The sequence below is a fragment of the Lentzea sp. genome (assembly GCF_036380075.1).
Classification (GTDB): Bacteria; Actinomycetota; Actinomycetes; order Mycobacteriales; family Pseudonocardiaceae; genus Lentzea.
On the sequence record NZ_DASVFL010000240.1, the window covers coordinates 1 to 20,762 of the forward strand.

Consider the following 20,762-nt stretch of genomic DNA (forward strand, 5'->3'; position numbering starts at 1 on the left):
GTGTAGTCGGCGTACTGGACGGGCAACGGCTCCCAGTCCGGCGCCTGTCCCGCCAGCCGGGCGGTGTAGGCGGTGGCGAGGTCGCGGGTCAACGGTCCCCACGACCAGCCGTCGGTGGCGATGTGGTGCATCACGAAGAGCAGCACGTGGTCGCTCGCCGAGACCCGGAAGAGCGTGGGCCGCCACGGGTGTTCGGCGGCCAGGTCGAACTCGTGCCCGGACGCCTCGGCCATCGCGTCCCGCAGGCCCTCGTCGGCGACGGAGACCCGGTCCAGCGCCGGGACGGTGTCCAGCACCAGCTGGTGCGGCTCACCGTCGACCTCGGGGAAGACCGTGCGCAGCGTCTCGTGCCGGTGCGCGACGTCGGCGAGCGCGGACTCGAGCGCGTCCGCGTCGGCCAGACCGCGCAGCCGCAGCGTGAAGGTGGCGTTGTAGAGCGCGCCGGCCGGGTCGAGCCGGTGCAGCAGCCACAACCGCCGCTGGGCGAAGGACAGGGGGCTCACGACGTCTCCTTCTGCAGGGCCCGCGCCCGCAGAGCGGGTCTGGCCTTCTTCGCGAGTACGAGTCGGTCGGCCAGGTCGGCCACGGTGGGTCCGTCGAACACGGTCGCGACGGACAGCTCGGCGTGCAGCTCCCGGCGGATGCGGCCGAGCAGGCGCATCACGAGCAGCGAGTGGCCGCCCAGCCGGAAGAAGTCGTCGTCGATGGACACCGACGGCACACCGAGGACTTCGGCGAACAGCGAGCACAGCGCGCGTTCCCGATCCGTGCGCGGGGCACGGCCGTCGGCCACCACCGCGTCGGGTGCCGGGAGGGCACGGCGGTCGAGCTTGCCGGTGTCGGTGCGGGGCAACGCGTCCAGCACCACGAACGCCGCCGGTACCAGGTGCTCGGGCAGCCGGGCGCGGGCGAAGTCGCGCAACCCCTGCGCGCCACCGACGACGTAGGCGACGAGCCGTTTGTCACCCGGCCGGTCCTCGCGCACCACGACCTCGACCTGCCGCACGTCGGAGTGCTGGGCGAGAACCGCGCGCACCTCGCCCGGCTCGACCCGGAAGCCGCGGATCTTCACCTGGTCGTCGGCGCGGCCGAGGAACTCGACCGTCCCGTCCGCGTCCTGCCGCGCCAGGTCGCCGGTGCGGTACATCCGCCCGCCGCCGAACGGGTTCGCGACGAACCGCTGGGCCGTCGCGGCGCCCTGGCCGAGGTAGCCGTGCGCCAGCCCGTCACCCGCCATGTACAGCTCGCCGGGGGTTCCCGGTGGCACCGGCCGCAGCGATCCGTCCAGCACGTGGACCTGTTTGCCGGCGAGCACCTGCCCGACCGGCACGCTGCGACGCGCGGTGTCGGCGAGCGCGATGCGGTGGCAGAGCGTGAAGATGGTGTTCTCGACCGGCGAGTAGCCGTTGACCAGGCGCAGGTCCGGGTGGCGTTCCAACGCCGTCCGCACGTGCGCCGGTGACGCCGCCTCGCCGCCGGTCATGAGCTGCCGCACGCCCTTGAAGGCGTCCGGGTGCTCGTCGAGCAGGTAGTTCAGCAGGCTCGCGGACACGTGCACGGTCGTGACGCCGTGCGCGGCGATGAGCTCCGCGATCCGTTCGGGTTCGGGTGACTGGCCGGGTTGCAGCACGCAGGTCGCGCCGGACAGCAGGGCGCCGAACAGTTCCAGCGCGAACGCGTCCCACGAGACCGGCGAGCATTGGAGCCACACCTCGTCCGCGCCGAACCCGACGTAGTCCTGGCCGGTCAGCGTGCCGACCAGCGCGCCGTGCGGGGTCAGCACGCCCTTGGGCCGTCCGGTGGAGCCGGAGGTGAACATGACGCACGCCGAGTCCGCGGGCGTCACCACGACTTCGGGCGGGCCGGCCGCCGAACCGCGCGGCACGGAGGTGATCACGGTGCGGATGCCGGCGAGCTCGGTGACGGCGTCCAGCCGGGCGGCCGGGAAGGCGACGTCGAGCACCGTGTACGCGGCACCGGCCTTGAGCACCGCGAGGATCGCGACGACGAGCGGGATGCCGCGTTCCAGCCGCACGCCGACCACGTCGCCGCGGCGGACGCCCTCGGCGACCAACTGATGCGCCAGGTGGTTCGCGCGGCCGTCCAGCTCGGCGTAGTCCACTGTGGACTCGTTGAAGACCAGCGCGGTGGCGTGCGGAGTGGCCGCGGCGATGCGCGAGACCAGTCCGTGCACGGTGTCGTCCGACCGCTTGGCCGCCGGGGCGGCGACCGCGACTTCGCCGGGCAGCAACAGGTCCACGTCCGCGACCGGGGTGTCGGGTGCCGCGGCGACGGCTTCCAGGAACCGCACCAGCCGTGCGGCCAGCGCGGTGGCCGTGCCGGCCTCGAACAGGTCGGTGGCGTACTTCAGGGTGCCGCGCAGCCCGTCGTCCTCGGTGAAGTCGAACACCAGGTCCGCCTTGGCCGCGTCGACCTCCAGCGGAACGTCCTCACCGGACAGTCCGGGGAACTCCGGCGCGGTCGCGGGCGGCTGGAGCACGAGCAGCGTCTGGCACAACGGGTGCAGGCCCTGCGAGCGGGCCGGTTGCAAGGCTTCGACCAGGCGGTCGAACGGCAGCTCGCTGTGCCGGTGCGCGGCGCCGTCCTGCTCGCGCACCCTGGCCAGCAGCTCGCGGAACGTCGGCTGCCCGGAGACGTCGGTGCGCAGCACGACGGTGTTGACGAAGCACCCGACCAGCTCGGCCAGCGACTCGTCCTCGCGACCGGCCACGATCCCGCCGATCGGCACGTCCTCCCCCGCGCCCAGCCGCGACAGCACCCCGGCCAGCGCGGCGCGGAGCACCATGAACGACGTGGCCCTCGACTCGCGGGCCAGCGCGTTGAGTGCGGAGTGCGCCGAGGCGTCCACCCGCATCTCCACCGCACCCGCCGCCCGGACACCGGCCGAGCGGACCGACCGGTCGGTGGGCAGTGCGATCTCCTCGGGCATGCCGGCGAGCTCGGCCGTCCAGAACGCCAGCAGGTCGTCCTGCGACGCCAGGAGGTCGTGGTGCCACCTCGTGAAGTCCAGGTACCGCACCGGCAACGGGTCCCAGTCCGGCGCACGGCCGTCGAGCCGCGCGGCGTACGCGCGGGCCAGGTCGCGCCACAGCGGTGTGATCGACCACCCGTCGACCGCGACGTGGTGCACGACCAGGACCAGCAGGTGCTCGTCCTCGCCCTCCACGACCAGCCGCGCGCGGATCGGGATCTCCGCCTCCAGGTCGAAGGGCTCGTTCACGTCCGCTGTGGACAGTGCGACCGTCGGCGCGTCGAGAACCCGTTGGTACGGCTCGTCCTCGAACACGGGGAAGATCGTGCGCAGCGGTTCGTGCCGTGCCACCACGTCGGCGAGTGCCTCGGTCAGTGCCGGGACGTCCAGCGGTCCGCGCAGGCGCATCGCCATCGGCACGTTGTAGGCGTGCCCACCCTGGGACTGCTGCACGAACCACAGTCGCCGCTGGGCGGCCGACAGCGCCGGCCGTCCGGGATGGGCCACCGGCACCGGACCGGACCGCGCCGCCCCGGCCGTCTCCATCACCCGCGCCAGCGACGCGGGCGTGGACGCCTCGAACACCGAGGGCGCCGGCACCTCGATCCCCGCGACCGTCCGCAGCCTGCCGACGAGGCGTGCCGCGGCGAGCGAGTGGCCGCCCAGTGCGAAGAAGTCGTCGTCCACGCCGATCGGCGAGATGCCCAGCACCTCGGCGAACAACGCGCAGAGCGTCTCCTCCGCCTTCGTCCGCGGCGGTCCACCCGCCACGACGCGCTCCCGGACGGGCGCCGGCAGCGCACGCCGGTCGAGCTTCCCGTTGGGAGTCAACGGCAACGCGGCGAGGAACACTACGTCCGACGGCACCATGTACGGCGGCAGGATCGACGCGCAGTGCTCGCGCACCTCGGCGCCGGTGGGCGCCGGCCCGTCCGCGACGGCGTACGCGACCAGCGACTTCTCCCCCGCCGGGCTGGTCAGGACGGTCACCGCCGCCTGCCCGACCCGCGGGTGCGCCGCGACCGCGCCCGCCACCTCGGCGGGCTCGATCCGGAACCCGCGGATCTTCACCTGGTCGTCGGTCCGCCCGGCGAAGTCGAGGTCGCCGTCGGGCCGCAGCCGTCCCAGGTCGCCGGTGCGGTACATGCGCTCGCCCGGCGCGCCGAACGGGTCGGCGACGAACCGCGCGGACGTCTCCCCCGGCCGGCCGAGGTAACCGCGGGCGAGCTGGACACCGGTCAGGTAGAGCTCGCCGACCTCACCGGCCGGCACGGGCCGCAGCGACGCGTCGAGCACCCGGATGCCCGCACCGGGCGTGGCCTGGCCGATCGGCATGAGCCCGCCGCCGTCGACCTCGCGGCACGGCAGGCACGTGACGCCGACGGAGACCTCGGTCGGCCCGTACTCGTTGTACAGCGTCACGTCCAGGCTCTCGCGGAACCGGGCGGCGACGGCGATCGGCAGTCCCTCGCCCTCCGACGCCACCAGCCGCAACGGGCCGCCGGCGCCGTCGCGCAGGTACTCGTCCAGGAACAGCGGGATCATCGACGCGACGAACCGGATCATCGTGATCCGCTCGGCCCGCACGGTCCGCGCCAGGTAGGCCGGGTCCCGGTGGCCACCGGGGCGGGCCATGACGAGCGTCGCCCCGGCGGCCAGCGTCAGGAAGACCTCGACGACGGAGGGGTCGAACCCCGACGGCGTCTTCTGCAGCACCCGGTCGCCCGGCGCCAGGCGGTAGTGCGCCTGGACGTCGGCCATCCGCCGGAGGATGCCGCGGTGGGTGATCACCACGCCCTTGGGCTTGTTGGTGGTGCCGGAGGTGAACATGACGTAGGCGGGGTGGTCGGGCAGCGGCGCCGTCAGCGGCGCGTCCCCCGTCCAGTCGCGGACCTCGGCGAGCCCCAGCGTCAGCGCCGGCCGCGCCACCTCCACCATGTGCGCGGTGCGCTCGGCCGGGTAGTCGGGGTCCAGCGGGAGGTAGGCGGCCCCCGTGCGGACGATCGCCAGCAGCGCGACGACCAGTTCGACCGACCGCGGCACCGCCACGGCCACCACTGTCTCCGGTCCGGCACCCCTGCTCGCGAGAGCACGGGCCAGGACGCCGGCGCGGACGTCGAGCTCGGCATAGGTCAGGACGACGCCGTCGTACTCGACGGCGGGCACGTCCGGTGCCGAGCGCACGGCCCGGTCGACCGCGGACGGCAGGTTCTGGAGTTCGTCGAGCACGGTGGCACCCCCTTCACGCAGTCGGGAAGATCAGGACATCGAGGCGATGAGGCTGGCGGGCCGCAGGTCCGTCCAGTTCTCCTCGACGTAAGTCAGGCAGGCGTCGCGGCCGTCCGGGCCGAAGGTGGTCGTCCAGCCCTCGGGCACGGGGATGCGCTGCGGCCAGAGCGAGTGCTGGTTCTCCTCGTTGACCAGCACCAGGTACACGCCGTCGACGTCCTCGAACGGGTTGGTGGCCATGACTTGTCTCCTCTTCACCAGGGTCGGGTGTCGTGCAGGTGGGCGACGCGGTTCAGCGCGGCGAGCAGGCTCGCCGAGTCCGCGGGACCGGTGCTGTTCACGGAGGTGCGCGCGATCGGCATGGCGCCGACCGACGACCAGCGCAGCCGGCCGGTGTCGTCGATGTGGCTGCGGGCGTGGCCCGCGTTGTCGGGGTGCAGGCAGTACGGCACGTCGAGCAGGCCGCGCCGGAACGCCGCGAGCAGGGCCGTGCCGGGGTCGGCGGACAGCTCCAGGACGGCCTCGACGAGTGCCGTCGCCTCGGCGAGCACACCGGTGTCCTCGAAGGACTCGTCGAAGACCACCGACGACGCCGCGAGAGCGGCGCTCTCCAGCGCGTCGACGTTCTCGGTGACGGTCGGGATGCGGTGCGCCTCGGCGACGGTCTTGACGATCAGCCGCCGGGCGCCGGCCCGGACGGCGAGGCGGGCCGCGTTGTCGTTGAGCAGCCGCGCCCCGGACCGGGTCCGCGGGAACACGCCCATGTACGTGTAGACCACGACGTGCCAGTCCACATCGGACAGGAACCGGGCCGCGAGGGCGCGCAGGGCGTGGATCGCCTCGGCGTCCTGGTCGGCGTTGGTCTGCTGGGCGTAGCTCAACGAGACGCTGCGCACGCCGTGGAAGCGGAAGAACACCGCCTCCAGGACGCTGATCGCCACCAGCAGGCCCGGGGGGCACAGCTGGCCCATCATGCAGCCGCCGAACGTCTCCAGGTGCCCGGAGAAGCCCTCGCACGCCTGCGACCAGTGCTCGACCGAGTCGCGCAACGGCCTGCGGCTGTAGGGCAGGCAGTACGACACGGGACCGCCCTCGGTGGCGTCCAGTCCCGCCGCGGCCAGCGCGCCGAAGATGGCGCGCGGGTCGGCGGACCCGTGCCGGACCTGCACGGGGAACCCGTCGAGCCCGTCCAGCACGCCCCGCGTCACGGCCGGGTCGTGCGAGACGATCGGGTAGCCGTTGAGCCGGGCGCCGTCGCGCAGTGCGGCCAGCGCGGCCTGGTGGTCGCCGACCCGCGTGTAGCTGTCGACGGTGAGGGTGCCGACGGTGGCGGCACGGGCGTCGCGCACCGCAAGCAGTCCGCCCCGCATCTCGGCCGGGGACGCCATGCCCATCCGGGGCTGCACGACCAGCCGGCCCTCGGCACCGGCCAGGGCGACCGCGTCCGCGAACCCCGTCATGACACCGTGCCCGCCGTGCGGCACAACACGGGTGAGGCGATGAACTCCTGGAACCGGGTGATGGCCGTGTCGTCGTCGAAGACCTCGGCGAACCCCGCGGCCCGCAGCGCGTCCGCCCGGTCCGGTTCCGGACCGCCGGTGCCGAGCTTGCCGCCGATGACGACGGGGATCCCGGCGAGACCGGGCCGGGTCTGGAGCTCGGCGAGAGCGCGCGCCCCGTCGCGGTAGCCGTGGCCGTTGACGCTGCTGAGCACGACGAGGTCGGGGCGCTCGGCCTCGCACTCGTCGGCGAACAGCGCGGGCGGCACGCAGGCGCCGAGGTTGACCACCCGGTAGCCCGACTCCTCCAGCAGCAGCTGGAGGTAGACGAGGTTCCAGGTGTGCGAGTCGGACGCGGTTCCGGACAGCAGGACCAGGTTCTTCATGTCATGTCAGGCTTTCTCTGCGGCGGTGCGCCTCCTCGGCGGCACCGGTCGAGCCGGGGAACCAGACGTCCTCGCCGTCCAGCGCCGCGGGCGAGTACTTGCCCAGCGCGCTGATCAGCAGCCGGAGCTCGTAGGCGAGGCACTCGACGAGCCGGCGCAGGCCGTGGCCGGAGTCGGCGTCCACGGCGGTCAGCGCGGCCCGGCCGAGGCCGACGGCGGTGGCTCCCGACGCGAGCGCCTTGACCGCGCGCCCGCCCTCCCACATGCGGCCGGTGGCCAGCAGGCAGCCGGCCGGCTGCCCGATCCGGCGCAGGCACTCGGCCAGCGGAAGGCCGACGTGGTCGAGGAACGCGCGCGGCGCCCACCCGGTGCCGCCCTCGGCGCCGTCGACGGTCACCGCGTCCGCGCCGGCCGCCCACGCGCACGCCGCCGCCTGGGCGACGTCCCGGCCGGGGTGCAGCTTCACCCAGATCCGGGCACGCGGGAAGTTGTTGCGCATGAACCGGATCTGCTGGCGCAGGATCTCGTCGGTGAACGTGCCGGGGCTGCCCGAGCGCAGCACGCCGGGGCCGGAGGACCACAGGTCGTCGAGCGCGAACTGCTCGGACACCCGTGCCGCCGTGGCCCGGTCGAGCACCGTGAGGCCGCCGAGTCCCGGTTTCGCGCCCTGGCCGACCTTGAGCTCGAAGCCGAGCCGGCCGGACGCCAGCAGCGGTTCGGCCGACGGGTCGCTGTAGACGAGGTTCCACACCTCGGCGTCGGCGTCCTCGGTGCTCTGCTGCACCACGACGCCGCCCAGTGACGGCCCGGCCTCGTCGAGGTAGGCGCGGACGCGGGCGAGCATCCCGGTGGTGGCGTCGGGCTCGCGCCGGTAGCCGGTGACGGGAACGACGTTCTCGCCGATCACCATCGGGATGCCGAGCGCGCCGGCCTGCCGGCTGGCCGAGACCGACACCTCGGAGCTGCCGATCTTCGTGGACCCGAAGGCGGACAGGAACACCGGCAGCGCCGAGGTGAACCCACCGATCGTCGTCGTCAGGTCCACATCGGACTGGAGCGGCTCGCGGCCGAGGTCGATCAGCTTCTCCAGCCGCAGCGGCATGAACACCGGCGGCACCAGCCTGGCCGCGTCCAGCTCGTCGGCGGGAGCGCTCGCACCGGTGGCCGTCTGCCCGAACACCTCGTGGCCGTAGGACTCCACTGGCGGGAACGCCTCAGCGGCACCGCCGAGGGCCCGTGCGCGGACCTGTTCCTCGGGGAAACCACCGGCCCTCACGGCGCCACCTCGCCGGGCACCTTCGGGTAGGCGTTGACCTGCCACACCGCGTCCAGCCCGGTGAGGAACCGGTTCAGGCGCTCCAGGCCCATGCCGAACCCGGCGCTGCGCGGGATGCCCTCGCGCATGACGTCGAGGTACCAGCGGTACTTCGCGGGGTTCTCCCCCGTCTCGCGCATGCGGGTGACGATCGTGGCGTAGTCGGACTCGCGTTCGCTGCCGCTGACGAGCTCGCCGTAGCCCTCGGGCGCGAGCAGGTCGAAGTTGCGCAGCCGGCCAGGTTCGGTGGTGCTCTCCCGGTCGTAGAACCCGCGCGAGCCCTTTGGGTAGTCGGTGACGAAGAACGGGCGGTCCCTCTTCGAGGACAACAGCTCCTCGCCGGTCCACTCGATCTCGGCGTCCGGGCTCTGCGGGTAGCCGAGCCCGTGCAGCGCGTCGACGGCCTGGCGGTGGGTGAGCACGTCGAACGGCCCGGCGAGCAGCTCGGCGAACGCCTGGGGGTCGCGGCCGAGGAGCTCGAACTGGTCGGGCACCGTGGCGAGCACGTGCTTCACGACGTGGGTCAGCAGTCGTTCGGCGACGCCCATCGCGTCGGTGCGGCTGCCGTGCGCGATCTCCACGTCGATCTGGTGGAACTCGGCGAGGTGGCGCCGGGTGTTGCAGGTCTCGACCGGTTCCGCCCGGACGTTGGGCGCGATGTAGAAGATCTTGTCGAACGCCAGCAGCGACGCCTGCTTGTAGAGGATGCCGCTGGTCATGACCTTGTACTTGTGGCCGTAGTAGTCGACGTCGAGCTGCTTGGAGCCCCGCGCCCCCGGATCGGTCACGGGACCGATCACCGGCGGGAGCATCTCGACGAAGCCCTCACCGCGCAGGAACGCCCTGGCGGCGCCGAGGACCTCCTGCTGGATGCGCATCGCGGCCCTGGTGGTGTCCGAGGCGAGGTGCCGTGCCAGTGGTGGCGGCAGCCGATCGGCCCGCGGCGCGATCGCGACACTCGTTGCGTGCTCCATGTTTCTTTCCCACCCTTGGTTTCTGTGATCGGAGAGAGGTCAGAGCGCGGACGGGGGCACGATCACGCGCCGCCAGCCGCCGGGGTCGGGCAGGACGCCGCGCTGCGTGTCGACCAGCGCCTGGCGCAGCTCGCGGGTCACCGGTCCGGCGGTGCCGTCGCCGACCACCCAGTCGCCGTCGCGGTCGCGGACGGTGCCGACCGGCGTGACCACGGCCGCCGTGCCGCAGGCGAAGACCTCGGTGATGAGGCCGGACGCGCACTCGGCGCGCCACTGGTCCACGGAGATGCGCTCCTCGCGGACGGTGTGGCCGAGCCGGTCGGCCAGCACGAGCAGCGACTCGCGGGTGACGCCGGGCAGCAGCGTGCCGGTCAGCCCCGGCGTGACGACCTCGGTGCCGGCGCCCGTGTCGCGGACGAAGAAGAGGTTCATCCCGCCCATCTCCTCGACCCACCGGTGCTCGGCGGCGTCGAGCCACACGACCTGCTGGCAGCCGGCCTGGCGGGCGAGGTTCTGGGCGACGAACGACGGGCCGTAGTTCGCGGCGCACTTCACGTCGCCGGTGCCGCCCTGGACTGCACGGCTGTGCTCGCGGCTGACGAGCACCGACACGGGCTCCAGCGCCTTGTCGCCGAAGAAGCCGCCGGCGACGAACGCCATGAGCAGGAAGCGGTACTCGTCGGACGGGCGCAGCATCAGGTTCGGGTCGGTGGCGAACATCAGCGGCCGCAGGTAGAGGCTGATCGACGGGTCGTCGGGCAGGCCGGCGCCGTCGAGGAGCACGAGGTCGTCAACGGCGGTGAGGAATTCGTCCACCGGCAGTTCCGGCATCGCGAGCCGGCGGGCCGAGCTCTGGAACCGCAGGGCGTTGCGGTCGGGCCGGAACACCGACACCGAGCCGTCGGGACCGCGGTGGGCCTTGAGCCCCTCGAAGATCACCTGGGCGTAGTGCAGGCCGATCGTGGCCGGGTGCAGCGGCAGCATCTCCAGCGGGCCGACGCGGCGGTCGTGCCAGCCGTCGACGGCGTTCCAGGAGAGGCTGACCATGTGGTCGGTGAACGCGTCGCCGTGGCCGGGACTCGTCGTGGCGGGGGCGGTCAGCTGGGTGGTCATCAGGAGTTCCTTTCGTCCGGGATCCGCAGTTCCCGCACGTGGGTGCGGGAGTAGGCGTAGAGGAGCAGCGCGAGGAAGCCGCCGGCGAACAGCAGCGCGGCGGTGCCGAGGCCGAGAACCTGTGCGAGGAGGCCGAAACCGACCATCGTGAGCGGCGTCAGCGCGTCGTCGGTGAGCGTGAGCACCGAGCCGACGCGGCCGATGTACTCCTCGTCGACCGACGCCTGGAACGCGCCGGACAGCATCGGTGAGGCGAGTCCCGCCACGACGCCGACGACGGTCATCCCGGCGATGGTGGCGGCGTAGCCGGCGTTGCCGACGAGACCGAGCGACGCGGCCTGGGCGACGAGCAGCAGCACGGCGGCGCGCAGTGGTCGTTCGGGACGCCACTTCAGTGCGACGAGCGTGCCGATCGCGGCGCCGCCTCCCATCGCGGCGGTCAGCCAGCCGAGTCCGACACCGCCCCAGCCGCGGTTCACCGCGTGCAGCGCGAGGCCGACCGCGACCACCGGGCTGACGAAGACGTTGAGGCCGGACAACGTGATCACGAGGTCGCGGACCTTCGGCGTGTGCCGCAGGTAGGACAGCCCGTCGCGGATGTCGGCGCGGACCGTGCCGCCGGTGGAGCGCGCCAGCGGCCAGCGCGGCCGGACCGCGACCAGCACCGCGAGCACCACGGCGAACGAGATCAGGTCGAGCGCCATCGCGCCGCCCAGTCCCCACGCCACCAGCACCAGACCGCCCAGCGGTGCGCCGAGCACGCCGGCCAGCCGGTCGAGCAGCTGCCGCAACGCCGACAGCCTGACCAGCTCGGTCCTGCGCACCAGCTGTCGCGGGAACGCGCCGGCGGCGGGTCCGTAGAACGCGTCGGCCACACCGAACAGCAGCCCGACGGCCATCAGCAGACCCGCGGACACCCCGGTCGCGGCGAGCGCGGTCAACGCCCCGGCGAGCACGACGATCCGCGCCACGTCCGCGCCGATCATCATGCGGCGGGCGTCGAACCGGTCGGTGAGCGCGCCGCCGACGATCGTCAGCAGAGCGCGGGGAATGGTGGCGCAGGCCAGGACCAGACCGGCGAGGCCGGCGTTGCCGAGCTGCGCGGCGGTGAACGCGAGGGCGACGTACCAGATCTCGTCGCCGACCGCCGAGACCCCGGTGGCGAAGGCCCAGCCCAGAGCGCGGCGGTCGCGCCACAGGGTGCGCGGCGCCCCCGCCCCGACGTCCGGCGCGGGGTTCGGCGCGACTTCGGGTTCGTCCACCTGGGACACCCCGCTCACCGGAGCGCCCCGGCGGGGGCGGCCGGGCGATGACTGCTGGCGGGCATCGTTCCTCCGAGACTTTTCTTCGGGGCTGCGGCGAGCGGGACGGTCACCAATCTCGGATATTCCGCTATCTCCGCGACATCACGAGGCCATCCACGTGGAATAGACCGCTCGAATCGCGCGGGCAGATCCGCCACACAACTGCCTGAGCTGCGCATACGCGACTGCTATCACGCGGCGAAAGCGACTGCCGGTCGTGATAGCGGCGGGATTGTCGGCGAGATAGGGCCGGGATTCTCGGCAGGAATAGCGTTTTTGACGTCAGCCGGAAATGGCAGCGGAAATCCCCGCAGAACTGTTGAGGAGAACGTCATGACGCACGCCGTGATCGCCCGGATCGCCACCACCGTCGCCGGCGCCGCCCTCGTCCTCGGACTCGGCGCCGCGGTCGCCGAGGCGGCCGTGCCGGCGGGATCCGTCCAGGTCGCGGCGGACAGCAACCCGTGGAACGGGACCCCGGACAGCAACCCCTGGAACGGCACTCCCGACAGCAACCCGTGGAACGGCACCACCGAGGGCGCGCAGGACGACAGCAACCCGTGGAACGGCGCGCAGGACAGCAACCCCTGGAACTGAAAGCGTTCCAGGGGCGCGAAAACCTGGGGAACTAGCTCGCGGTCAGCCCGGTGAGCGCCTGCTCCGCGGCCACCCGCTCCCGGTCCATCCCGCGGTCGCCGAAGGTCTGCACCGCGTGCAGCACGAGCTCCGACGCCCGGTTCGACTCGCCGAGCCGCGCGAGCACCGGCGCCAGGTCCAGCCGGACCGCCGCGGCGCCGACGTGGTCCATGATCCGCTCCCGCGCCGCCAGGGCCTGCTCGAAGTAGCCCAGCGCCGCGCGGTCCTCGCCCAGCACGGCGTTCACCTCGCCGAGGTTGCGCAGCAGGTGCCCCTCGCCGATCACGTCTCGGCTCTCCCGCACCATCTCCAGCACCCGTGCGAACGTGCGCGAGGCCTCGAGGTGCTGTCCCGCCCGCACCTGGACCTGGCCGATCCGCCGCAGGGCGTGCGGAATGCCGCTGCGAAAGCCGGCGTCCTCGAAGATCCTGATCGCCTCGGACAGCTGCGCCGTGGCCTCGTCGGTGAGCCCGCGCCGGCACAGGACGTCGGTCTGGTGCGTGAGCACGATCCCCCGTCCCACCAGGTCCTCCGCCCGGTCGAGGTCGCGCATCGCGGCGGCGTAGAGGACGAGCGCCCGGTCGTCGTCACCCGCCCAGCGCGCGAGCAGCCCGAGGTCGCGGCGGCACAGCGCCAGGCCGCGCGGGTCGTCGAGGTCGGCGAACGTCGCCAGCGCGGCGGTCAGCGCGTCGTGCGCGCGGCTGGTCTGGCCGCGGTTGATGTGCAACGTGCCGAGTGAGCTCAGCACGGCGGCCGTGCCGCGGACGTTGCCGGCGGCGCGGGTGGCCCGCAGCGCCTTCTCGTGCGTCTTCTCCCAGTCGTCCAGGTAGCCGTGCGACTCGAACAGCGTCGCGGACGTGACGGCCAAGTCCCAGCACGCCTCGTCGAACCCGGCGTCGGCGGCCTGCGAGATCGCCGCGCACAGGTTGGCCTGCTCACCGTCCAGCCACTCCAGCGGGTCGGCGAGCACCTGCTGGACGTAGGTCGACGGCGGCGTCCACCGCGAGGCGGTGCCGTGCAGGATGGCGTAGTCGCCGCCGTAGATGGCGCGGTGGGCCTGTTCCGCCAGCGCGAGCCAGCCGCCGAGGACGCGTTCGACCGCGCCGCGCCGCACGTCCTCCGGCACCTCCACGCGCAGCTTCTCCAGCGCGAACAGCCGCACGATGTCCTGGTAGCGGTAGCGGAACTCACCGGTTCGCTCCACAGTGGACACGTCCAGCATCTGCACGTCCACCAGCGGTTCCAGCAGGTCCGACGGGTAGCGGGAGTCGTCGTCGAGCACCGCGCCCGCGACCCAGCCGGGCAGCTCGGGTCCCTCGGAGAGGCCGAGCAGGCCGAACAGGGTCCGCGACCGGCGGTCCATCCCGTTGTGCGTCAGGGAAAGGCTGGCGCGGATGGTCATCTCGCCGTGCGCCAGCTCGTCGAGCCGGTGCCGTTCGCTCGCGAGGCGGTGCACCATCGACGCGAGCGACCAGTGCGGCCGGGCGGCCAGGCGGGCCGCGATGATCCGCAACGCCAGCGGCAGACCGCCGACCGTGCGCACGAGTGCTTCGGCGGCTTCGGGTTCCCGTGCCACGCGTTGCGCGCCGACGACGCGGCCCAGCAGGTCCAGGGACTCCGCGGAGGTGAACACCTCGACCTCGACCTGCCGCGCGCCCGGCACGCCGGTCAGCCGCGACCGACTGGTCACCAGCACCGCGCACGTGTTGCTGCCCGGCAGCAACGGGATGACCTGGCTCTCGGTGGAGGCGTCGTCGAGCACGACGAGCGTCCGGCGCTCGGCCATCAGCGTCCGGTACATCTCGACGCGTTCGTCCAGGCCGAGCGGGATGACCGGGCCGGGGATGCCCAGTGCCAGCAGGAACCTGCCGAGCACGTCGGCGGGGGAGACCGGTTCCTCGCGGGTGCCGCGCAGGTCGCAGTAGAGCTGTCCGTCGGGGAACCGGTCGGCGATCCGGTGCCCGACGTGGGCGGCGACGGTGGTCTTGCCGCTGCCCGGTCTGCCGATGACGACAACCACGCCCACGGCTCTTCGGTCACCGCCGGCCAGCACGGCCTCGGCGGTGCGGATCAGGGCGTCGTTGCCGATGAAGTCGGCGGTGTCGGCGGGCAGCTGGCGCGGCCGTTCGAAGCTCGGCACGGGCGCGACCACCGGCGGGGCCGGTTCGGCGTGACCGCTGACGACGTCGCCGGACAGGATCGCGGACTCCAGCAGCCGCAGGCGCTCCCCCGGTTCCAGGCCCAGCTCCTCGACGAGCAGGTGCCGGCCGGCCCGGTACACCTCCAGCGCGTCGCCCTGCCGGCCGCCGCGGTGCAGCGCGAGCATCAGCAGGGCGCGCGGCCGTTCGCGCATCGGGTGCTCGTGGACGAGCCGGGTGACCTCGCCGACGATCTGGTGGTGGCGGCCGAGGTCCAGCTCCAGCTCGAGGTAGTCCTCCGTGGCGGTCAGCAGGTCCTCGTCCAGCCGCGACGCGCGGCTGCGCAACGCCGGGTTCGGCAGGCCGCTCAGGCACGGCCCCCGCCACAGCGCCACGGCCGACCGCAGCAGGCCGGCGGCCTCGCCCGCCCTGCCCTCCTTCACCAGCACCCGCGCCTCGGCCAGCTTGCCGGCGAAGACGTGCATGTCGAGCGTGTTGCCGCCGAGCAGCAGCTGGTAGCCGGGCACCCGCGTGACGATCGGCAGGTCGACCCCCGCGTCGACCATCGTCTTGCGCAGCCGCGACACGCAGATCTGCACCTGGGTGCGCGCGGTGTCCGGCGGTTCCTGGTGCCACAGCGTGTCGACGATCTGGTCCGTGCTGACGACCTGGTTGGCCTCCATCAGCAACAGCCCGAGCACGACCTGCTGCCGGCCCGGCGTCACCCGCACCGGTCCCGACGGTCCCTCGATCTCGATGGGCCCGAGAATCCGCAACACCGATTCCCCAGACCCGCGCAGCACAGCACCCACGTCCGCCGCCCCTCCTCTACGTCCCCCCAGCGACCGACTGCGCCAATGTATGGAACGGAGCAGTTCTTGTATATCCGGCGGAAGTTGCATCTCCCGCCATGCGGGACGGAATCGGGTCCTGATGGCGCCGTGAAAGCGCCGGGATAGGCCAGGGTTATCGGCAACTGAAACGGTGTGCATAGCAATTCGAGCGCCCGAAGGAGTTCGCCATGACGTCAGAGGGCCGGCGCACGTCGCCCAGCGCGGCGACGCTGGCCGCGGGCGTGGACCACGTCCGGCTGTCGTACCTGTACCTGGACGCGGGTGACCTGGACGCGTACGCGTCCCTGCTGCACGAGGACATGCAGGTGCGGCACCCCGGCGCGCCCACCGGTCACGGACGGGAGGCCGCGCTGCGCCTGGCGGGGACCCGGGGCACGCACGAACTGTTCAAGGTGATCGCGGAAGGGCATTGCGTGGTGGCCGTCGGCCATTACTCCCCACCCGGCACCGCGCCGCCGCACGACGGCGGCGAATTCGATTTCGCGGACTTCTTCACGCTGTCCGACGACTCGCTGCTGCTCAGCAGGCGGCGGTTCTACTACCTCCCGCCGCCCGATTCCCGGCGCTGACTCCGGTCACGACTCGGGCTCGGCGACGGCGACCGCCTCGGTGCACGCCACGAGGTCCTGCAACAGTCTGTTCTGCCGGGACTCGGAGAACGGCGCGAGCATCCGCTTCTCGACCGCGCGGACCGCGGCGCTGGCGGCGCGCAGCTGCGTGCGGCCGGCGTCGGTGAGCTCGCTGGGCAGCGCCCTGCCGTGCGCCGCGGTCTCGGGCCGGGTCACGAGGCCGCGGTCCTGAAGTCCCCGCAGCACCAGGTTCATCGACTGGCGCGTGACGAAGACCGCCCTGGCGAGCTCGGCGTTCGACAGCCCCGGCCGTTGGGACAGGACCTCGAGGCACGAGTACTGCGACACCGTCAGGTCCAGCGGACGCAGGGCCACGTCCATCGCGGTCCGCAACGCGGTCGCCGCCCGTTTCAACGCGTACCCCACCGCCGTGTCCAACGGCCCGAGCACCTCGGCTTGACTCATGTCAGCATCATGACATAGCTTCGACATGTCAGCACATTGACATAGGAGAAGACATGACTGTCACCGGCCCCGACTTCCTCGCCCTCCAGGTCCGCGACCTCGACCGCGCCGCCGAGTTCTACGAGACCCGCCTCGGCCTGCGCCGCCTGCCGGCCGGTCCGCCCGGAGCGGTGGTGTTCGGCACCGCTCCGATCCCGTTCGCGGTGCGGGAACCGCTGCCCGGAGTGGACCTCGACGCCGCTCAGCCGGGTCTCGGCGTGGCGCTGTGGCTGCACGCCGACGACGCCCAGGCCCTGCACGATGACCTGGCGAGCGCGGACGTCCCGATCGTGACGGCGCCGTTCGACGGGCCGTTCGGGCGCACGTTCGCCTTCGCCGACCCGGACGGCTACGTGGTCACGATCCACGACAAGGCCTGACCCGACCCGCCGAACGCGTCGTCAGGACATCCGCACCGGGACGTGGCCCAGCCGGTACCCCACGCTGTGCACGGTCGTCACCACCTCGCGCCCCAGCTTGCGCCGCAGGTGGTACACGTAGGTGTCCACGATGGACTTGGCGTGCCGGTCGGGGAACACCAGCGCCTGCAGGCGGGCGCGGGACACCACGCGGCCGGGTTCGGCGCCGAGCACCGCGATCACCGCGCACTCCTGCACCGTCAGGCTGGTCCGGGTGCCGTCCTCGTGGATCACCAGGCGGCGGGGCACGTCGACGCGGGCGGCGCCCAGGTGCACGGTTCCCGTGCGGTACGGGCTCCTGCGGTAGAGCGCGCGGAGGCGGGCCAGCAGCTCCTCGGACTCGGTGAGGTGGTCGACGCAGTCGTCGGCACCGGCCTGCAGGCAGGCCACCCGGTCGCGGACGTCGCCGTCGGCCAGCATGATCACCGGGGTGAGGACCTGGGCCCTGCGCAGCTTCCTCATCAGCTCCAGGCCGCGGCCCGCCTGCAGCCGCCGGTCGAGGACGACGACGTCGCAGCCCCGCGACAGCGCGCGGTCCAGGCCGGTTCTGGCGTCGGGGACCTGGTCGAGCGCGTGGCCCGCACCGGTGACGGTGGTGTCGAGCCTGGTGGCGACGCCGGGGTCGTCGGTGATCAGCAGCACCCGGATCACCGTGCGCGGCCGGTCGAGCACTGGCGCACAGCTCACAGATCCGCGCATGGAGCTCCCTCCGTGTCGTTCCGGTTCAAACTGGTAGCACGCTCGCGGAGGCCGTCACCACCCCCAAGAGGCCGAACCGATTCAGGTCCGGGCTCAGCAGGCTTCCGCCCGGACCGTCTTCGCTGGCAGCAACCTCGCCAGCTGAGACGCGAGTGGCGCGATCGGGGAGTCGGGAAGCCAAAGGAGACGCGTTCTGCGCCACAGCCCGGGGTCGGTGAGCCGCACCAGGACGACCCCGGCGCCGGGCGGGTCCGGTGGGAGGACGGCCACGGCACGGCCGAGGCGGATCAACGTCTCGGCGCTCGCCCGGTCGAGGCCGCGGTGGCGGAGCTTCGGGCTGAACCCGGTGCGGGAGCAGGCTTCCTGGAGGCTGCGCCACTCCTCCGGCGACTGTTCCGACGTGCTCGCCCAGGTCTCGCCCGCGAGGTCCGCGAGCGTCAGCCCGGCGCGGCCGGCGAAGCGGTGCTGCGCGGAGAGCGCCACGTGGAGCGGTTCGCGGCCCAGGTCGTGGTCGAGGAACCCGCCCAGCCTCGGCCGGAGGCGGTGGGCGTGCTCGGCCAGCACGACGACGTCGAGCCTGCCCTCCTCGGCGGCGGCGAGCACCTCGTCGGGTTCGCCGCCGACGGCGATCTCCTGTTCGCTGCCGGGCAGCAGCTCGGCCAGTGCGCGGGTGATGCGCGGCAGGTCGCGGCTGTCCGTGGCGCCGATGCGCAACGTCGTGCGGGGGTCGACCCCGTGGCCCAGCGCGCGGGTGCCCGCGACCAGGTCGTCGAAGCGGGCCAGCAGGTCGCGGGCCTCGGCGATGAACCGCGTGCCCAACGGTGTCGGCACGACGCCCTCGGCCCTGCGTTCGAACAGCGCGGCGCCCAGGTCGTGCTCGATCCGTTTGAGCTGCGCGGTGACGCCGGGCTGGGCGACGCCGATCGCCAGCGCCGCCCGGCGGATGCCGCCCGCGTCGGCGACCGCCACCACGAGCGCGAGGTGCCGCAGGGTCAGCTCCATCGCTGTCCGATCCGGCGCAGTCCCGCGGCCACCACGGCACATCCCACCAGCGACACCGCGGTCGCCCACGCGGCGGTCACGTGCATGGCGTGCAGGTAAGCGCTGTCCGCGACGGCAACGAGGTCCGGTAGAGCTCGGGTGCCTTCCGCAGAACCACGCGCCTGCTCGGCGTCCGCGGCCGGAAGACCGGCCAGCGACGGTTCGATCGCCGTGCGGTACGACGACGTCAGCACGGCACCCAGCACGGCGACGCCGACCGTGGTGCCCAGCGGCCGGGCCACCGACGCCAGCCCCGCTCCGGCACCGACGCGGTCGGGTGGCAGTCCGGAGAGCAGCCCGGACGTCAGCGGCGCGAACGCCAGGCCCGTTCCGCACCCCTGGACGAACAGCAGCACGACGACCACCGCGATCAGGGTGTCCGCGTCGAAGAACAGGTACGCGGCGTAGGTCGACGAGGCCGCGACGAGGCCGGTGAGGACGGTCGCGCGCATCCCGAACCGCTCCGCCGCGGCGGAGCACACGCGGTTGCCGGTCACGATGCCCGCCGCCGCCGAGACCATCACGAACCCGGCCTCCCCCGGCGCCAGCCCGAGCACGCCCTGCAGGAAGAACGCGCAGTAGAACAGCTGCCCGGCGAGCCCGGCGAAGCTCAGCACCAGCCCGAGCACCCCGCCGCCGAAACCGCGTCGCAGCAACAACCGCATGTCGAACGCGGCGTGCCGCGCGTGCAGCTGGTGGACCACGAACACCGCGAGCAGCCCGACGCCGAGTGCCAGGACCGCCAGGGCGCCCGCGGAGACCTCGCGCCCGCACTGGACGATCCCGCCGACCAGCGCCGCCAGCCCGAGGGCGGACAGCGCGGCACCGGGCAGGTCGAGCGGCCGCACGGTGCCTGGCACCGGCAACGCGGGCAGGAACACCGCGGCCACCAGCAGCACCAGCACGAACGGCACGTTCACCAGGAACACCGCGGGCCAGGAGAACCGCGACAGCAACGCCCCGCCGAGCACCGGCCCGACCGCGACGGCGACACCGGCGGCCGACGACCACAACGCGACCGCGCGGGTCCGGCGCTCCGGCGGCAGCCCTGCCGTGACGAGCGTCAGCGTCGCGGGGGCGACCAGACCGCCCCCGGCTCCCATCACCGCGCGCGCCGCGATCAGCACCGCGCCGCTCGGCGCGAGGGCCGCGGCGACCGACGCGGCGCCGAGCAGGAGCAGGCCCGGCAGCAGGGTCCTGGACGCGCCGAACCGGTCGGCCAGCGCTCCCCCGGTCAGCGTGGAGGCGGCGAACACCAGCGGGTAGGCGCTGACCGCCCACGCCAGCTCGCCGGTGCCGGCGCCGATGCCGCGCACCGGGTCGGCGAGCACGTCCACGGCGATGTTCATGATCGTGTTGTCGGCCAGCACGAGGGTGTGCGCGACGAGCGCCACGGCCAGCATCAGCCTGCGCCGGGTGACCTCCGCGGCGACCCCGGTCACGACCTGCGCTCGCGGCCGAGCGCGAACTGCACGGTGTACCGCGCGACCCGTCCGCCCAGGTGCTCGGCCGTCGCGAGGTCCGAGTCGTGCATCGCGTCGGGCTTCTCGTCGAGGTTCGACTGCGCGGCCGCGCCGAGGTGGAAGCCCAGCCTGTTCAGGTCCTCCGGGCCGCCCTTGGAGGAGTTCCAACCGGGTTGCAGGCCGAGTCCGACCCATAGCATCCCGTGTTGCGCGGCGAAAGTGGCGAAATAGGACAACGTGCTCGACTTGTCGCCCGCCATGGAGCCGGAGTTGGTGAAGCCGGCCGAGATTTTCCCGGCCCAGCGGCCGGTGAACCAGCGGCGGCTGCTGGCCTCGGCGAAAGCGTGAAAAGCGGCGGACGCGGTGCCCATGTAGGTGGGCGCGCCGAACACGATCGCATCCGAGTCGTCCAACCGGAACCAGTCGTCGGGGGCTATTCGGCTGACGTCCACCGGGTCGCAGAATGCGCCTGTCACAGCCTTGACACCGGCTTCCACGGCCTCGGCCATCCGCGCGGTGTGCCCGCGCCCGCCGTGGTAGGCGATCGCGACACGGACCTCGGACGTCACCGTTGCTCCTCTCGTCGCCGACAGCGTGCCGAATATGGCACAGCTACCTGAGAATCCA

At 73.0% G+C, this 20,762-nt stretch carries 18 protein-coding genes; 3 read left to right on the forward strand and 15 right to left on the reverse strand.

Annotation, left to right across the window (positions count from 1 at the left end):
* From VF330_RS26195 to VF330_RS26235, 9 genes are all read right to left on the reverse strand, one after another.
* On the reverse strand, positions 1 to 503 hold a 503-nt coding region (locus tag VF330_RS26195; protein ID WP_330854337.1), incomplete at its 3' end, for a condensation domain-containing protein.
* Positions 500 to 5,221 carry an amino acid adenylation domain-containing protein gene (locus VF330_RS26200; RefSeq protein WP_330854338.1) on the reverse strand — a complete coding sequence of 1,574 codons (4,722 nt, stop codon included), beginning with the start codon at positions 5,219 to 5,221 and terminating at the stop codon, positions 500 to 502. The genes VF330_RS26195 and VF330_RS26200, both read right to left, overlap by 4 nt.
* A gap of 30 nt (positions 5,222 to 5,251) precedes the next feature.
* Entirely contained in the window at positions 5,252 to 5,461 is a 210-nt protein-coding gene (locus VF330_RS26205; protein ID WP_330854339.1) for an MbtH family protein, read from the reverse strand.
* 14 nt (positions 5,462 to 5,475) lie between these two features.
* Entirely contained in the window at positions 5,476 to 6,681 is a 1,206-nt protein-coding gene (locus tag VF330_RS26210) for a methylaspartate mutase (RefSeq protein ID WP_330854340.1), read from the reverse strand.
* Positions 6,678 to 7,106, reverse strand: coding sequence for a cobalamin B12-binding domain-containing protein (locus tag VF330_RS26215; protein WP_330854341.1), 429 nt, complete (start codon positions 7,104 to 7,106; stop codon positions 6,678 to 6,680). Before VF330_RS26215 ends, VF330_RS26210 begins: the two co-directional genes overlap by 4 nt.
* Before the next feature lies 1 nt (position 7,107).
* Positions 7,108 to 8,382, reverse strand: a complete 1,275-nt coding sequence (locus VF330_RS26220) for a glutamate synthase-related protein (RefSeq protein ID WP_330854342.1) — start codon at positions 8,380 to 8,382, stop codon at positions 7,108 to 7,110.
* On the reverse strand, positions 8,379 to 9,395 hold the full coding sequence (locus VF330_RS26225) for an asparagine synthetase A (RefSeq protein WP_330854343.1): 1,017 nt from the start codon (positions 9,393 to 9,395) through the stop codon (positions 8,379 to 8,381). Before VF330_RS26225 ends, VF330_RS26220 begins: the two co-directional genes overlap by 4 nt.
* Positions 9,396 to 9,434: 39 nt before the next feature.
* The gene (locus tag VF330_RS26230; RefSeq protein ID WP_330854344.1) at positions 9,435 to 10,508 is read right to left on the reverse strand and encodes a branched-chain amino acid aminotransferase; all 1,074 of its coding nucleotides are present in this window, start codon (positions 10,506 to 10,508) and stop codon (positions 9,435 to 9,437) included.
* A complete protein-coding gene (locus tag VF330_RS26235) occupies positions 10,508 to 11,770 on the reverse strand; it encodes an MFS transporter (protein ID WP_330854345.1) in 1,263 nt (420 codons plus the stop codon). The genes VF330_RS26230 and VF330_RS26235 overlap by 1 nt, the downstream gene beginning before the upstream one ends.
* Before the next feature lie 375 nt (positions 11,771 to 12,145).
* Between VF330_RS26235 and VF330_RS26240 the strand changes: the two genes are divergently transcribed.
* On the forward strand, positions 12,146 to 12,409 hold the full coding sequence (locus VF330_RS26240; RefSeq protein ID WP_330854346.1) for a hypothetical protein: 264 nt from the start codon (positions 12,146 to 12,148) through the stop codon (positions 12,407 to 12,409).
* A gap of 31 nt (positions 12,410 to 12,440) precedes the next feature.
* On the opposite strand, the gene VF330_RS26245 is transcribed toward VF330_RS26240, so the two are convergent.
* Entirely contained in the window at positions 12,441 to 15,398 is a 2,958-nt protein-coding gene (locus tag VF330_RS26245; RefSeq protein ID WP_330854347.1) for an AfsR/SARP family transcriptional regulator, read from the reverse strand.
* 209 nt (positions 15,399 to 15,607) lie between these two features.
* Between VF330_RS26245 and VF330_RS26250 the strand changes: the two genes are divergently transcribed.
* Positions 15,608 to 16,009, forward strand: a complete 402-nt coding sequence (locus VF330_RS26250) for a nuclear transport factor 2 family protein (protein ID WP_330854348.1) — start codon at positions 15,608 to 15,610, stop codon at positions 16,007 to 16,009.
* A 6-nt stretch (positions 16,010 to 16,015) separates the two neighbouring features.
* On the opposite strand, the gene VF330_RS26255 is transcribed toward VF330_RS26250, so the two are convergent.
* Entirely contained in the window at positions 16,016 to 16,474 is a 459-nt protein-coding gene (locus tag VF330_RS26255) for a MarR family winged helix-turn-helix transcriptional regulator (protein ID WP_330854349.1), read from the reverse strand.
* Between the two features lie 53 nt (positions 16,475 to 16,527).
* Between VF330_RS26255 and VF330_RS26260 the strand changes: the two genes are divergently transcribed.
* Positions 16,528 to 16,893 carry a VOC family protein gene (locus VF330_RS26260; RefSeq protein ID WP_330854350.1) on the forward strand — a complete coding sequence of 122 codons (366 nt, stop codon included), beginning with the start codon at positions 16,528 to 16,530 and terminating at the stop codon, positions 16,891 to 16,893.
* Positions 16,894 to 16,914: 21 nt separating this feature from the next.
* Here the strand turns inward: VF330_RS26260 and VF330_RS26265 are convergent, their stop codons facing one another.
* The 4 genes from VF330_RS26265 to VF330_RS26280 form a co-directional block, all read right to left on the reverse strand.
* Positions 16,915 to 17,631, reverse strand: a complete 717-nt coding sequence (locus VF330_RS26265) for a response regulator transcription factor (RefSeq protein WP_330854351.1) — start codon at positions 17,629 to 17,631, stop codon at positions 16,915 to 16,917.
* 93 nt (positions 17,632 to 17,724) lie between these two features.
* Positions 17,725 to 18,633, reverse strand: coding sequence for a LysR family transcriptional regulator (locus tag VF330_RS26270; RefSeq protein ID WP_330854352.1), 909 nt, complete (start codon positions 18,631 to 18,633; stop codon positions 17,725 to 17,727).
* Positions 18,624 to 20,114 (reverse strand): MFS transporter, encoded by a 1,491-nt coding sequence (locus VF330_RS26275; protein WP_330854353.1) that lies wholly within the window; start codon positions 20,112 to 20,114, stop codon positions 18,624 to 18,626. Before VF330_RS26275 ends, VF330_RS26270 begins: the two co-directional genes overlap by 10 nt.
* Entirely contained in the window at positions 20,111 to 20,704 is a 594-nt protein-coding gene (locus tag VF330_RS26280) for a flavodoxin family protein (RefSeq protein ID WP_330854354.1), read from the reverse strand. The genes VF330_RS26275 and VF330_RS26280 overlap by 4 nt, the downstream gene beginning before the upstream one ends.
* Between the last annotated feature and the right edge of the window lie 58 nt (positions 20,705 to 20,762).